Raw genomic sequence first — 14,490 nt, 5'->3', positions numbered from 1 at the left:
GTACCTAAAATTGACCCTACAATTAAATCTTCTTGGTTATTCTCTCTACATCATAAATATCTTCCATAACATAGTAAAATATCGATTCAGAATAGATTGTATTTACCTAATGAATAAAGCGAGTAGGTTGATTATGAAACATTATTCAGCTTAAAATAGTCAAATTCATAATGGCTTTATTTATTGTCTAAATACACTGCATTCTTAACAGGTATTTTACTTAACCATATGAGATATCTACAATGAAGATAGAACAAGCGCTTGTAATAAGTAATGTGAAAAGGGGAGGAACAGATAATGGCAATCATGAGATCAATGCTCTATGTTCCCGGTAATGACAAGAAATCTCTGGAGGAAGCTTTGACTTTTCAGGCAGATGTTATCGTGTTGGATCTTGAAGATTTAGTGCCGCCAGCAGAGAAAGCTAAAGCTCGTCAAATGGTTCGTGAAAATATAAAGTACGCCGGTTCAACTGGCGCGGAAGCCTGGGTTCGGGTGAACAGTTGGGAAACTAACCTGACCAATGATGATTTAGAAGCTACTGTATACGAAGGCCTTAGCGGTATAAATTTGACGAAAGCTGGCTGTGCCTCAGACGTGAAGCGTCTTGATTGGAGATTAGAAGAACTTGAACGAGATCGCGGTTTGGAAGTCGGTAGTGTTAAAATCTGCCTACTGATTGAAACTGCAATAGGTATCATCAATGCCTATGAGTCTTGCGCAGCTAGCCCGCGCGTTGTCGCTGCTATCTTCGGTGCTGTTGACTACACTCGCGATATGCAAGTTAAGCTGACGTCTGAGGCTGTAGAACAACAGTTTGCTCGAGGATATATGGCAATTGCTGCTCGTGCAGCCCACGTGATCGCGATTGACGCTCCGTTCCTATCCTACCTGGATATTCCTGCCTACGAACTCAACGTGGCTGAAGGCCGCCAGATGGGTTATAAAGGCCGTATGATCGTTCATCCAAATCTGGTTGAAGCCTCCAATCGACTGTATTCCCCGGATCCAGTTGATGTAAAATGGGCTAAAAGCATTGTGAAAGTTTTCGAAGAAGAAGCTATTGCTAAGGGAAAAGCAGCAGTTTCTTTTAATAACAAGATGGTTGACACTCCAGTGTATCTCAATGCACTGGATATACTCAAAGCACAAGCCGAAATCGAGGCAAAGTTAGGAAACAAGTAATTTGATTTTGTCAGTCTGAACAAATTATATAAAGGAAGGACGATGCTTTTTATGTCTATAAAAGATGATGCCCTAAAGCTCCACTCCGATAATCGTGGAAAAATCGAGATAGCACTTAAAGTTCCTTGTCGTGATCAGCATGATTTGAGTCTGGCCTATTCTCCTGGAGTTGCTGAACCTTGTTTGGAGATTGCCAAAGATCCTAATTTGGTCAATATATATACAAATAGAGCTAACTGCGTGGCAGTAGTGTCCAATGGGACAGCAGTTCTCGGGCTTGGTGATATAGGGCCCCGCGCTGCGATGCCTGTAATGGAAGGTAAAGTGCTTCTATTTAAACATTTTGCAGGAGTGGATGCCTTCCCAATCTGTATTGACACAAAAGATGTCGATAAAATTGTAGAATTCACTAAATTATTAGAACCAACATTTGGTGGCATTAACTTAGAAGATATTAAAGCTCCTGAATGTTTCGAAATTGAAGAAAAATTGAAAGAGATCTATGATGGTCCCGTCTTCCATGATGATCAGCACGGAACAGCGGTTGTAACGTTAGCTGCCATCATCAATGCTCTTAAAGTGGTTAATAAAGACTTGGAAAGTGTTAATATTGTTACAAGTGGAGCAGGAGCAGCAGGTATGGCCATTGTCAAACTATTGATGGATTGCGGTCTTCAAAACGTGATTATGTGCGATACCAAAGGCACAATTTATGAGGGCCGTACAGAAGGAATGAATAAATACAAGTATGAAATTGCTAAGAAGACAAATCGCGCAATGATTAAAGGCAGTCTGGCGGACGCATTGAAAGAGGCTGACGTGTTTATCGGAATATCAGTGGGGAATACTGTGACTCCAGACATGGTCCGTTCAATGGCCAAAGATTCAATTGTTTTTGCACAAGCTAATCCGGTCCCGGAAATTTGGCCGGAACAAGCGAAGGAAGCTGGTGCAGCAGTTGTGGGAACAGGCCGTTCCGACTATCCGAATCAAATCAATAATATTCTTGCCTTCCCCGGAATTTTCCGTGGCACATTAGACTCTGAAGCGACGGAAATCAACGGGGCAATGAAAATAGCCGCCGCTAAAGCCATCGCTTCAATTGTTAGTTCCTCTGAGCTCAGTGCAGACTATATCATCCCGAAAGCTTTTAACATCAGAGTTGCGCCTGAGGTAGCAGCCGCAGTCGCCAAAGCAGCTATGGACAGCGGTGTGGCGAAAAAGAAAGTGGATCCTGCACTAGTTGCTCAGAATCTATATAGCATACTTGCCCAATAATGTCGATAGGATAAGATCACGCAGATTGCGTTTTTACTCAAGACTTGACCTTTTATACGAAAGTTAGATAGGCGTTTTAACAATACTTGTGATGGCGACGCACTGTCCTATATAAGAGTGTTTTCAGCTGCGAAATGATGAATTTTCCTTGAATCTAGATCTTTGCTCCCATCTCATAAAGAATTTTTGCAGAGTCCTTTCATGAGTTCGTTGAACTACAGAGAAGACTCTTTTTTTATTGACTTAAACTATTTGCGTTCTGGTTATTATTTTCCGATATTCGCATTTATGGCAGGGATATTTAGGGAATTTGTTGAATTCTATACTTGAGCAATTTAAGGTATCTCAAAGCGCATAACTGTATATATTTCGTTTGTATATATTTAGATTTGGATTATGGTATATCTATCTGAGAGTAGAATAATGTTTGTATTCAATTAAATCTTAGTGGAGTGGAGTTGAGGTATGCTTTGGAATTTTTACATACGTTCAATTTGACTATTTTCCAATGGTCTTGGTTCTTCGTTGGGGCATTAATGATAGGGTTCTCAAAAACTGGAATTAGTGGATTTTTAATACTTGTCATACCTATACTGGCCGATGTATTTGGAGGAAGGGAATCAACGGGAATTATTTTGCCTATGCTCATAGTGGGCGATTTGTTTGCGGTGTGGTATTACCATCGGCATACCGAGTGGAGCAATATAAAGAAGCTTTTACCCTGGACGGTAGTTGGACTTGCATTGGGCTTAACCGTCGGTAAATATATCAACGATTCTCAATTTAAAACCCTCATAGCCATAATGGTTTTAATATGTTTAATTATTTTGGTTTATACAGAAATGAAGGGGGAGCGCTTGAATGTTCCAAAGAAGTTTTGGTTCTATGCTTTAATCGGAATTCTGGTCGGTTTTGCATCGATGATCGGTAACGTGGCTGGTCCAATTTTCACACTATATCTGCTTGCTTCGGATTTTAAGAAAAATGATTTCATGGGTACCACAGCTTGGTTCTTCTTAATTATAAATTTAGCTAAGGTTCCTCTTCAAATCTTCGTATGGCATAATATTACAATGAAAAGTATTTTGCTTGCCGGCGGTATGATACCCGCTATCACGATAGGTGCTTTGGTGGGAGTGGCAATTATAAAGAAGCTCGATGATAAGTTTTTTCGCAATATTGTAATAGCTATCACTGCCCTTGCAACAATTAAGCTTTTTATTTGAACCAGACCTCCAAGGAAGCAGCACTTTAGCTACCTCAGTCAAACCATTGATGACTGAATGGGTATGGGCAGGCAAAAAAATTGGAGAAGGGCAGGCACTTTAATGAGCGCCTGTCCTTCTTTTGTAGACAAAATACATTCGCAAGTGCCTTTAAGCTGTAACCATTGACATAGACCAAAAATCCCTAGTCGGTTTGCGGGGTGGAAGGTGGATCAAATCATGGGGGCAGCTTCTAAGGCAGTTCGCACAGAGAGAAAACAACGGATTTCAACCACTAGCGTTACCTTAAGCGCAGAGAAACATAATGAATGCAAACAACATTTCCTCATAGGTTTGCATTTTTGGGGCCATTACCTGAGCCTCTTTCTCGTCGAGTTCCGTATGTTCAGCCAAATACTCTTCCCAGGTTTGATAGTAATTTGTATTCATAAAGAGTCCCTCCTTTAATAACTGGCATTATTAGCTACATAGTCCAATACAGCCTTTGCATTATCGACATTAACACTGTTTAACGTAATAATTACTTTATCAAAACTAAAGTAATAACCGCCACCAGGTGCCATAATTTCGATGAGCTCTTTTGCCTTGTCAATACACTGTTCTTTTGTACCTGTTTTCAAGAGTGAAAGAGGGTAGAAACCACTGATAATATGCTTATTTCCTAATTTCTCCTTTACAATCTTGGGATCGCCATGCTCAAACGTCATTAAAGTCCCAGCAGGAAGTTCCGCAAGATAATCCACATAACGCATCCAATCTTGTTCAACAAACAAAAAGGATCTCATGCCTTTTTCCGCAAGCCCCTCGACCAATTTTTTAAAACTAGGCCAGTATAATCTTTCGAAATCTTTGTCACGCAGATAGGGAGCCATGTGTAAAGGAATAAAGGTAGCATTGTATTTATCAGGGAAGGGTTGGTTACCCATTTTTATCATCAAAGGAGTTACTGCATTGACTGCTGCCTCTACCTTATCGGGAATTCTTCTTACATCCAAGGAAATATTCTTAAATCCTCTTAGCTGATCACTTAAAATATCAAACGGAGCCTCGCAGAAACCTGCATAGAAATTTACCGTGCCATAATTAGATTTGTTAATTAGGTTTCCATATATCCTGAAAAGATTACTAGTTTCATCCGTATAGGCCTTGAAGGCTTTAGCCATCACTAAAGACCTTGTAACCGGATCCGAATTAAGTGCCGAATGCAAGTTTGGTAATACCTTCTCTAAGATACAATTATAAGGTGAAGCAATAAAATCGTCATAATCCTCTAATTTAAGTCCTTCAACGTCGGGATGCTGGAGAAAGCCATTTGAACCCATTACAAAATTTTTGGAGCCCAATAATTTGTAAAAAGACGGCAATCTGAAAGCGGAAACGGGTAATAGGTCAGAATAAAAGTCCTCACATACTTTTTCAAAACTCGCCTCTAGGTTGGTAGTATCCCACTGATCCTCTTGCAAATCTCCGCCAGCATATTGAATGGCAAATTCATGCGTTAATTGCGCAACCACCGGTACTCTCTTAGGGATTTTGCCGTCCATTAGATCGGTAAACAATTGGGTTCTTTCTTCAGATGATGGCATCTTTTCAATCATTTATTTCACCCACCCTTGACAAGTTTTTAGGCCTTCAGCAGCATTTGTTGTGAAAGCGTCCGCACCGATTTGTTCACAAGCTTCTCTACTTACAGGATTTCCACCGATAATTATCTTCACACTATCCCTAAAGCCCGCATCATTAAGTGCATTTACCGTGTTTTTCATAGAATCAATAGCAAGGGTAAGGACGCCACTCATCCCCAGGATTTGTGGTTTAACTTCTTTTACCTTCTCGACAAATGCGTTAGGTGATACGTCAATACCCAAGTCGTACACGTCAAAGCCTGCTGCTTCTGCCATACTACCGAAAATATTCTTCCCAATATCGTGTAAGTCTCCTTCAACAGTACCAATGACGATCGAACCAACTTTTTGAGTGGCTACACCACTTAATACAGGTTTTAGTAATTCAATTGTTTGGGATAGCAATTCCCCAGCAAAAATCAAGTCGCCCACGTAGTATTCGTTCTTTTCAAATAAATCCCCAACAATCGCCATACCTTGCTGGCAAGCTAATACAACCTTCTGCGCATCTTCACCATTGGGGTTTGAAGCGACAAAATCGTTAATGATTGTTAAAATAGTGCTTTCATCGATATCTCCTACCGCTTGTGTTAGTAAGCTCAAATTCATCCTATTTTTCCCTCCCTGGTAAATTTATTGTATCCCTAAATACTAATTGCAGAAACTTAATCTACCTTGCGAACACCTCCTTGTAGCAAATTCTCGGGTCGTAAATAGCAATAACTTCTGAAATTCTCACTTGTTGCTTAGGGCAAGGGCACTAGACTTCTTTAGATTGAAGAGGAAAATAACGATGCTACTTACTATTAAAATAGCTCCACATAATAAGAACGTATACATTTGCGAAGTATTTCCTGTGGATTTAGCTATATTGATTAATATAAACGGTGATACAAATTGACCTAAATAAAGGCAACTTAACAAGATTCCAATTGCAAATGTTGTTTGTGATCGATCTGTGTTTATGACAGTGTTAACAACCAGGAATGGTATAATCGTTGAATAGCCAAAACCTGTTAAAATTGCCCCAACAATGACCATGTTCAAACTACTTGCATAGGTGATTACTAGAAAACCCACCCCTGCGAATATCGTTCCAAAAACGCCTGTGAATTTATTTAAAGTACTCATAACTTTCCCAAATATGAGACCTGCAACTAGACCTGCTATAGAGAAGAAAGTTAGTGTTATGCCAACAGAAGCTGCATTTCCAAAATTTTGTTCAACTATAAGCAGAGCCGTATTAGCAAAGATTGGAAACGTCAAGGCTGAAAATAGAAACCCAAGAAAACTTATGAAATACACTATCCCTCCTAAAGATGTTTTCTGGGTACCTTCAATGACAACTCTAGTCTGCTCAGGCAGTTTGAATAATATTAACAAGAATACAATGATTCCTATTCCATAGACCCAAAAAGCATTGCTCCAGTAAATTGCAGCTAATATTCCTGCCAAAAGACTTGTAACGATTCCGCCGATATTAACGACTGAAGATTGAAATCCCATTAGGGTTGTTTGCTCATCATCCTTTTGGAAGAAATCAGCAATCAATCCTGTCGTGAAGGGTACACAAATTCCTAGACCAATACCCATAATAGCTCTCATAATTAAAATGAAGATTAAACTGTTAGAAAACATCACTGCCGGAGCTACTCCTCCAACAGTAAATAACACTAGCCCGACGAGTACCAGTAATTTTTTGCTAATCACAGTCGATAGCTTTCCGCTTATGCTAGAAAAGAAAATAACGAATAATGATGGTAAAGTGAGAATCATCGCAATCGTGCTGGGGCTGGTATCAGGAAATGATTGGGTTATATCTGCAAGGGCAACAGAAATAGCATTTGGAGTGAGATTAAGTAGCGATAGACTTAATACGGTAATTTTTAGTATGGTACTATTTTTCATAATTCTCCATCCTTCCATTGAGATAGCTTATGTATCAAAGTACAATCCATTCTGCATCTTGCTAACATATTGCAAAAGCCAAACTGCAATTTTGCGTTCAATTAATAAAATTAAACACAGGCGGCTACCCTCCTAAACTAAATAGAGTTTTCAGTCGAAATTCGATTTTGAGCGATCTGGTACACTTTGAATTTCTGTACTGCTTATACATTAAGCAAGAAGTATGCCCAAAAAACACAAAACGTAGTATAATGTAATATTTTGAGATGGGAAGACTTTCTAATCGTTCAGAACCCCCTAGATCAGCCTATCCGCACTCAGGCAATTAACGGATACAGATAGTCCAATAAAATTGGAAAGGGCTTATTGATGAGTCGGTTGTTATTCGATTAGGTGTATTTTTTTCTCATTTTATAGAATCTCGTCCCAATAAATATCCAACTTTCTCATATGTTGCATTTTACTATCAAATATTAAAGCGAAGTTACTTATGTTATAATTAACAAATACTGAATATTTCCTCTTGTTAGAGATAATACATGATATATTCTAACCTTTTCTGATTCAGCAAGGAGTCGATTTTAAATGAATTGGACCAATGCAGAAAACATTCCTGTTTCTAATAACCAAGATGTTTTTACTACTCGCTGGAGAGAATTGATCAAAAATAAGATGAATTTCTTGTCCAATAATATAGATCCAAGGAATACATCTTGTATGGTTCCTGAAGTTGCCGAATCCTGGATAAGGTCAAAGGAATTTGGTGTCAACCCTGATATGAAAACAATGGGCTATATGTTGAGTACCGCGGAGATTCAAGAGCTCATTCATCAAAATAGCCTGCTAATTGATACTGCAGTTCCTTTAATTACGACTTTTAAACCGTTGTTAGAAATATCCGGTTACCTGTTAGTCTTATTCAGCAGTGATGGAACAATATTGCATCAGGAGGGTGAACCCGCTATTCTTTCCTCATTCAACAGAATAAACGCTGTGGTTGGAGCTGTTTGGTCTGAAAAAAATGTTGGAACGAATGCACATTCATTGAGTATGAGACTGAAAAGGCCAGTACAGCTATTGGGTCCTGAACACTACTGTCTGCAACTAGAGGATAATATAAGTTCAGCGTCACCCATCATGAATGAATTCGGTCATGTTATCGGAGCCCTGGTGCTAGTACATCAGATACGGGGAGACTCTCCTTGGAAAAACAATTTTCTAAACCTGCAAGCTCACACTTTAGGATGGGTATCATCTATGGGAGTGGCCATTGAAGCTCAGTTAAAATTAGCCCAGCGCAACTATGCGTTGAAAATGACAAATAGTACTCTGAAAGCTACTCTAGAATATGTTGATGAAGGTATCATCTCCATAGACCATGAAGCGAAAATCAAACACTTAAACAGAGAGGCTTCACGCATATTACGCTTGAATCAAGACGAGGCAGTAGGCAGAGATTTAAAGCCTTTCTTTGGAAAACAATCTAACATTTTAAAGGCTTTAACAAGTGTAAAGCCTATAGAGTTCCTGGAGGTCTCTATTACTAACCAAATCAATGAACTTCAATACCTGTTATCGATTAAACCTATTTCAGAAGATGATAATTGTAGAAATGGCGCAGTTCTCCGACTGGCGAACGTAGATAAAATTAATGCCTTAGTTAATAACAGAGTTGGTGCCAAAGCAAAGTTTAGATTTGAGGATGTTATTGGAAACAGTGAGCCTATTAAAAAGTCAATATCACTGAGCAAAAAGTATGCGTGCACGAACGAAAATGTCCTGATTATTGGTGAAAGTGGAACTGGCAAGGAACTTTTTGCTCAAGCTATTCATAACGAATGCCGACCCTTAGGGCCTTTTATAGCCATCAATTGCGCTGCTATGCCCAGAAATTTGATTGAGAGTGAACTCTTCGGGTACGAAGGAGGTACCTTTACAGGCGCTGAACGCAACGGTAGGCCAGGAAAGATTGAACTAGCCAAAGGTGGAACGTTATTTCTCGACGAGATTGGAGATATACCCTTTGAACTCCAAGCGGTGTTACTTCGTGTACTCGAAGATAAGCAAGTTATGAGATTAGGCGGACAGCGATCTATAGATGTTGATTTCAGAGTTATTACCGCAACTAATCAAGACCTATATAAGCTCGTCGCTGAAAAACGTTTTCGCCAGGATTTATATTATCGTCTTTCAGTTTTAAATATTGAAATACCACCGCTTAGAGACCGGGGAACTGATCAGTTATTACTCTGTCAGTACTTTATTGACAACTATTGTGAAAAAAGAGGTCAAGTGCCACCTAAGCTCAGTTATGCAACTCAAATGAGAATAGTCGAATATGACTGGCCTGGAAACGTAAGGCAATTGGAGAATGCCATGATATGCTCAGTAAACACAACTCAAAGTATAATCATCGATCTGGAACATTTACCCAAAGAAATCATTGAAAGCAATCAACCTAAACAAGTTACGAATACAAGTACCCTCGCTCATTTAGATGTAGTGAGTATACAAGCTGCAGAAGTAAATGCTATTACGAACGCTATAATGCGCTGTGATAAAAATGTCGCCCTGTCTGCTGATCTATTGGGAATCGGTAAGTCGACTCTATATAGGAAATTAAAACGTAACAATTTGACTCATCTAATCAAATAACTTCTTATAGCATAGTGAGAGACCTCTTTATTACCCGACTCGAAAATATCAATTTTACTGTTCGAAAAGGCAGTATATTTGTCCTGCTGGGCTCCCATGAATGCTTCTGCTAGTCTATAACTGGAAATTTACCCTATAGCCGTTTACTGTATTTTGGGGCGTTATTAAATACCATGGTCAAGATTGTAAGTAGGGGCGGTATTGAATGGCGTGGAACAGTTCATCCTTTAGAAGAATTAAGAAAACATATTTTTTAACAGTGAAAGCCTAGACTGTCTATTAATTAGATAATGAGGGCTTTCACTGTACTATGTCTAAACTGGGAAGTTGAAAATACTAAGAAGAGGTGCATAAATGCCCTTCTTTCAGAACGTTAAGAACGCTCTGGAAGAAGGGCATTTATTTAAATAATGGTATTATGGCAGGTATTTTAAGATAGTTGTTGAAATCTTGTTAAGTGTAACAGAACGCATTCATATTATGTGACGCATGAGTAGGATATAGCGTAGTATGGCAAGCGGGTTTGAATTGACAGCAGACTGCAATTGATACTCACCAAATAGCATCAAGAGGAGGGTAACTATTATTAAAGAGTTTAAGCGCGGTTCATTTAAGTGCAGTGTTAGGATTTTTAGTGATAATACTAATAGCTTCTGCAGTTTTTACGAGTGTTATGAACGAGAATGCCAAACCTAGTGTGCGAATTAATAATATGGAACAGGCGAAACAATACATTGAAAGTCATACATTTGATGATATATCTATGATGGAATTTTATAGGCAAGTTTTTGTCTATAATTCATCTAGTACTGATAAAAAATTAAAACTAGAAGAGTTAAAAATTGGACTTACTACTAATTATAAAGTCAGAGTAATGATTATGAATGTTGTTATTGATACATCTAATGCTGAACTGAAAAGTTACTCTATACATTATGATAGAGACACTAATTATTTTAATGTAACGGAAAAAAAGAGAGGAGAAAACGAAATAAGGCCATCTGCAACAGAAGTCTTAACAAGATTTGATAAGTACAAAAACCGGATAACATTTCCCAAAGGAGATTATTCGTATTATAATGTTAATTTTTATTCATCAGGCTCTATAGGCCCAGGAGATAATCTATATGCACTTAATGACGAAGGTTTACATTTGATAAAGGGTAGAAGCCTAGAAGGTTTAATTTTTATGGTATATGGAGATCCCGTAAAAAAAGAGGATTCTCCGATCTATTACATAATGCCTTATTAATTGAAAGGTTACTTGCATTACGTGTGAAATTGATTATAAAGGGATGCTGCCAGGCCTGTCCAAATCGTACACGTATACGATTCTTGGACAGGCCTGGCAACTAGATTTTCCAACTACATCCATTGGTTCTTCCCAACGAATTAATCCCCTATTCTTTTGTTTACCCGTTCCGCATTTGGAAATATAGGGGCTCAAGTAGGCCTAAACGCACCGACAGTCAGAGTCCTTATTCAAAACACTTGGGCCCGAGGTAGTCAATTTTATTACCACGCCTTGTCCGCCGTCGACAAGTACGCGGTCACCGGTCTGCAAACGCATGGTCGCGTTGCCACAGCCCACAACTGCGGGAATACCCAACTCGCGAGCAACGATAGCAGCATGAGAGAGCGGTGCTCCCACATCGGTGACAATTGCTCCCGCCCGAGGAAAGAGTGGTGTCCATGCGATGTCTGTTTGGGAGGTAACCAGGATCTCTCCTTTTTGAAATTGATCTCCTTCTTCTGGGCTGTGCAGGCGACGAATCACTCCCTCAATTCGACCCGCAGACCCTGCGGAACCGGTTATAACATTACCCTTCGACTCACTGGAATCATACGTGGAACCGGAGGCGGAGCCATAAGCATCGTAAATGTCATTACATCGCTTGGGATCTACCGCCCACAGGAACGGATCAAAACGGCCACATATAATCGACGGGTAGGCAGGCAAAGACGAGTACCTTCTGTGGATGTCCTTCCTTGCAGGGATAAATTTTACTACTGTTTCATCTCCAGACAAGACATTCAACACCTCTTCAATTGTCAGAAAAAAAACGTCATCGCCTAGACCTGTCAATTGCCCAGCGCGAAGAGCAAAGTTGCGGGCAACCCAACGATCACGCACATATTCAGAACGAACTGCTTCGCGCATGCGAGCCTTTGGAGCTACTTTATTTATACGACGTTTCATAGATCGCACCTTCCGTGGATGGCTTGTTTCAAAGCGATTCCAGGCAGTAGTGAACTCAGCGCGTCGTTTTATAAGTAAAGCTTCTATATCTATCGGTGATTTCTCAAACTGTGCCAACTGCTGATTGAGCCAACCAGGGTCCTCTGCTGGACGAGGAACCGACAGCTCAAACTCATTGGGTCCCCGGTGGCCATATTGATCTATATATTCAGTACGGTCGATTTCTCGGCGGGCCAATTTTGCTATTCCAAGAACAGGTCCAAGACTTGCTATGAGTCCTGAGCCTGAGGCGTCTCTGACATTCGAACTGCTGCTCAAACCCGATATTAACGTATCAGCATCCTCCGGCCCAAGCAGTTCAATTAGCTCACGTCGCAACTTAATCGTATAGTCTGAGAACTGAGTAGTGCTACCCATTACGCTCCAAACAGTGTCCTTCAGGTGAGTGAAAATTTCATTGTGCCACAAGAAAGTCAGTTCGGCTTTCTTATTTGTTTCATGGAGCTGTTTTTGCATTCTCTCGCACCAAGCCGGATTCGTACTCAGGAACCTAGGCAATTCTCGAACCACCCCCATCTGTGTGATTATTATTCCTACAAAATTAAAAATGAAGGACACCATAGTTCGCTTGGACAGAGGTATCAAGGGAATCTCTATGCTCTCTGGAATCCGTGTGTATAACAAGCCTTCCAGAAACCGCATTATACCTTGTTTGCTTTTGCCCAAAGCACTTAAAACCGAAGCATAGATACTTAAGTTAAGATAGATACGACCACCAATATTGCCGGATGATTGATATCCGGGTAGCAACTTCCATGATTCGAATATTTGTTGCTGTACACTCCAAGTGAGAGGTGTCATCACCTGGGGGATTGCTTCCCCGAAATTAACGTTCGACCATAAGTAATTACCAGTCATACTATCGTTACACTCACCAGTGGTTGGATTATGTCCGATCAGGGTCGTCACTGGCCGGGATTGCAGCAAATATAAGGTGCCTCCTGCGATCGACCATTCGATATCCTGGGGACAACCCATTTCCTTCTCTAGGCGGTTCCCCAGTTTATAGAGTTTAGTGGCGAAATTTTTCAGTTCCGGAGGGCCATCATAGGCAACCCTTCGCCAAATCCCTGTTTTTCTCCCCAGCTTGAATGTATAAGCTGTGACCTGACCAGACACCAATTTCTCGCCCAACCCGAAGATAAAGTTGCCGGCCATTTCATTGCGGTTACCAGTCACCGGGTCAGCTGTAAACAAAACACCCGAAATATCTGCTTTTACCATTTGCTGAATAACCACAGCCATGTCGTGAGACTCGTTAATACCTTTTACCTCGCTGTAAACCTGCACTTCCTTACTATGGCGTGACTTGCTCACGGTTCGGATCGCCTTTCGGACTTCATCGTCGGTGCTGACATCCAGTACAGTGTCAAACTGGCCAGCAAAAGAAGCCATAGACGAATCCTCAGATAGTGCAGATGAACGGACAGCGCAGGAGCTTTCACCTCCCTCCTGACATATTTGCTTAAGGTACGTCTGGACCTGGCCCCAGGCTTCTGGAATTAATTCGTCTTTTTTGAAAGCCGTCGGCATAATTATGAAGCCATTGGGGACTGGATAACCCTTTTGATAAAGGTGCGCAAGTACTCCGCCTTTCCCTCCCGCTAGCTGATTATGCTCAGTTCTCAATTCCTTAAATAAGTAAACTAATTGTTTCACCCAACCCCTCCTTTCTAAGTCTGATTTATCATTCATGTCATCCATCGCCCTTATCCCACAAATAGTTTCCGGGGTTTAATCTTCCTCGTGACGCGTTATATCTTTAATCAAAGTTTGCAATGCCCAATTCAGTGCATCAGCCGTTTCATTAGAGTTAAGCCCATACCTCTGCCTGAGAGTTGCCCAAGTTAGAGAACTGTAGAGGTTGGAAATTATTGCAGTAATCTGCCTAGCAGCTCCTAAAGACAAGCGAGAGTTTCTTTCCATTACCATTTCCTGTATTTTATGATCTCGTTGGTGCCTGCTTTTAGGTTTAACATTGTTAGCATACAAAGCTATCGTGAAAGCCTGTACAAGGGTTGCCCTTTCCTCGAATATCTCTAATGTCTTCTCTGCCATAGCTGGGATATCATCCAACGATTGCGGATTAAAAGGAGAACTCTGATCCATAATTTCTGAGGCTATTTCATATAGAGCCTCCAGAAACGATTCCCGCGTCGGAAAGTGACGGTAAACCGTACCGTAAGAGATGCCAGCACGGACAGCTACATCCTTCACACTAAAGTCAAGGATGCGCCCTTCACTGATGATCTCCGCCACTGTATCTAAAATACGATCCCGCGTATTTTCCTTCTGGTTACAACGCAGGGGGCTAGTGTAAGCGCGACGATTAGATTTTCCTTCGGACATCCAA

Annotated in this window: 11 protein-coding genes; 5 read left to right on the top strand and 6 right to left on the bottom strand. The window is 40.5% G+C overall.

Translation table 11 applies throughout. The features are described 5' to 3' along the window. Positions 1–297 precede the first annotated feature (297 nt). The 3 genes from E4K67_RS15675 (at position 298) to E4K67_RS15665 (ending at position 3,689) form a co-directional block, all read left to right on the top strand. Positions 298–1,185 (top strand): HpcH/HpaI aldolase/citrate lyase family protein, encoded by an 888-nt coding sequence (locus tag E4K67_RS15675; RefSeq protein WP_135548314.1) that lies wholly within the window; start codon positions 298–300, stop codon positions 1,183–1,185. 51 nt (positions 1,186–1,236) lie between these two features. Then, positions 1,237–2,463, top strand: a complete 1,227-nt coding sequence (locus tag E4K67_RS15670) for an NAD(P)-dependent malic enzyme (protein WP_135548312.1) — start codon at positions 1,237–1,239, stop codon at positions 2,461–2,463. 470 nt (positions 2,464–2,933) lie between these two features. Then, on the top strand, positions 2,934–3,689 hold the full coding sequence (locus E4K67_RS15665) for a sulfite exporter TauE/SafE family protein (protein WP_243454493.1): 756 nt from the start codon (positions 2,934–2,936) through the stop codon (positions 3,687–3,689). A 285-nt stretch (positions 3,690–3,974) separates the two neighbouring features. Here the strand turns inward: E4K67_RS15665 and E4K67_RS30150 are convergent, their stop codons facing one another. The 4 genes from E4K67_RS30150 to E4K67_RS15650 all read right to left on the bottom strand — a co-directional run bounded on the left by E4K67_RS30150 (position 3,975) and on the right by E4K67_RS15650 (position 7,222). After that, positions 3,975–4,118 (bottom strand): hypothetical protein, encoded by a 144-nt coding sequence (locus E4K67_RS30150; protein ID WP_199242561.1) that lies wholly within the window; start codon positions 4,116–4,118, stop codon positions 3,975–3,977. Positions 4,119–4,132: 14 nt separating this feature from the next. Then, a complete protein-coding gene (locus E4K67_RS15660) occupies positions 4,133–5,287 on the bottom strand; it encodes a uroporphyrinogen decarboxylase family protein (RefSeq protein WP_135548310.1) in 1,155 nt (384 codons plus the stop codon). Continuing rightward, complete coding sequence (locus E4K67_RS15655) at positions 5,288–5,923, bottom strand: cobalamin B12-binding domain-containing protein (protein ID WP_135548308.1); 636 nt, start codon at positions 5,921–5,923, stop codon at positions 5,288–5,290. Positions 5,924–6,049: 126 nt separating this feature from the next. After that, positions 6,050–7,222, bottom strand: a complete 1,173-nt coding sequence (locus tag E4K67_RS15650; RefSeq protein WP_158408491.1) for an MFS transporter — start codon at positions 7,220–7,222, stop codon at positions 6,050–6,052. Between the two features lie 585 nt (positions 7,223–7,807). Here E4K67_RS15650 and E4K67_RS15645 point away from each other — a divergent pair. Continuing rightward, entirely contained in the window at positions 7,808–9,877 is a 2,070-nt protein-coding gene (locus E4K67_RS15645) for a sigma-54-dependent Fis family transcriptional regulator (RefSeq protein WP_135548305.1), read from the top strand. A 634-nt stretch (positions 9,878–10,511) separates the two neighbouring features. Next, positions 10,512–11,129: a hypothetical protein gene (locus E4K67_RS15635; protein ID WP_206752207.1), complete on the top strand. Its 618-nt coding sequence runs from the start codon at positions 10,512–10,514 to the stop codon at positions 11,127–11,129. Between the two features lie 201 nt (positions 11,130–11,330). On the opposite strand, the gene E4K67_RS15630 is transcribed toward E4K67_RS15635, so the two are convergent. Then, complete coding sequence (locus E4K67_RS15630) at positions 11,331–13,796, bottom strand: PEP/pyruvate-binding domain-containing protein (RefSeq protein ID WP_135548301.1); 2,466 nt, start codon at positions 13,794–13,796, stop codon at positions 11,331–11,333. Positions 13,797–13,871: 75 nt separating this feature from the next. Beyond that, positions 13,872–14,486 (bottom strand): TetR/AcrR family transcriptional regulator, encoded by a 615-nt coding sequence (locus E4K67_RS15625; protein ID WP_135548299.1) that lies wholly within the window; start codon positions 14,484–14,486, stop codon positions 13,872–13,874. Positions 14,487–14,490: the final 4 nt, after the last annotated feature.

The organism is Desulfosporosinus fructosivorans (genome assembly GCF_004766045.1).
GTDB classification, from domain to species: domain Bacteria; phylum Bacillota; class Desulfitobacteriia; order Desulfitobacteriales; family Desulfitobacteriaceae; genus Desulfosporosinus; species Desulfosporosinus fructosivorans.
This window is presented reverse-complemented; position numbering and strand designations above follow the sequence as displayed.

Bases quoted from the DNA above. Each gene is read 5' to 3' on its own strand.
- E4K67_RS15675 (WP_135548314.1), top strand. From the start codon at position 298: ATGGCAATCATGAGATCAATGCTCTATGTTCCCGGTAATGACAAGAAA.
- E4K67_RS15670 (WP_135548312.1), top strand. From the start codon at position 1,237: ATGTCTATAAAAGATGATGCCCTAAAGCTCCACTCCGATAATCGTGGA.
- E4K67_RS30150 (WP_199242561.1), bottom strand. From the start codon at position 4,118: ATGAATACAAATTACTATCAAACCTGGGAAGAGTATTTGGCTGAACAT.
- E4K67_RS15660 (WP_135548310.1), bottom strand. From the start codon at position 5,287: ATGATTGAAAAGATGCCATCATCTGAAGAAAGAACCCAATTGTTTACC.
- E4K67_RS15655 (WP_135548308.1), bottom strand. From the start codon at position 5,923: ATGAATTTGAGCTTACTAACACAAGCGGTAGGAGATATCGATGAAAGC.
- E4K67_RS15650 (WP_158408491.1), bottom strand. From the start codon at position 7,222: ATGAAAAATAGTACCATACTAAAAATTACCGTATTAAGTCTATCGCTA.
- E4K67_RS15645 (WP_135548305.1), top strand. From the start codon at position 7,808: ATGAATTGGACCAATGCAGAAAACATTCCTGTTTCTAATAACCAAGAT.
- E4K67_RS15625 (WP_135548299.1), bottom strand. From the start codon at position 14,486: ATGTCCGAAGGAAAATCTAATCGTCGCGCTTACACTAGCCCCCTGCGT.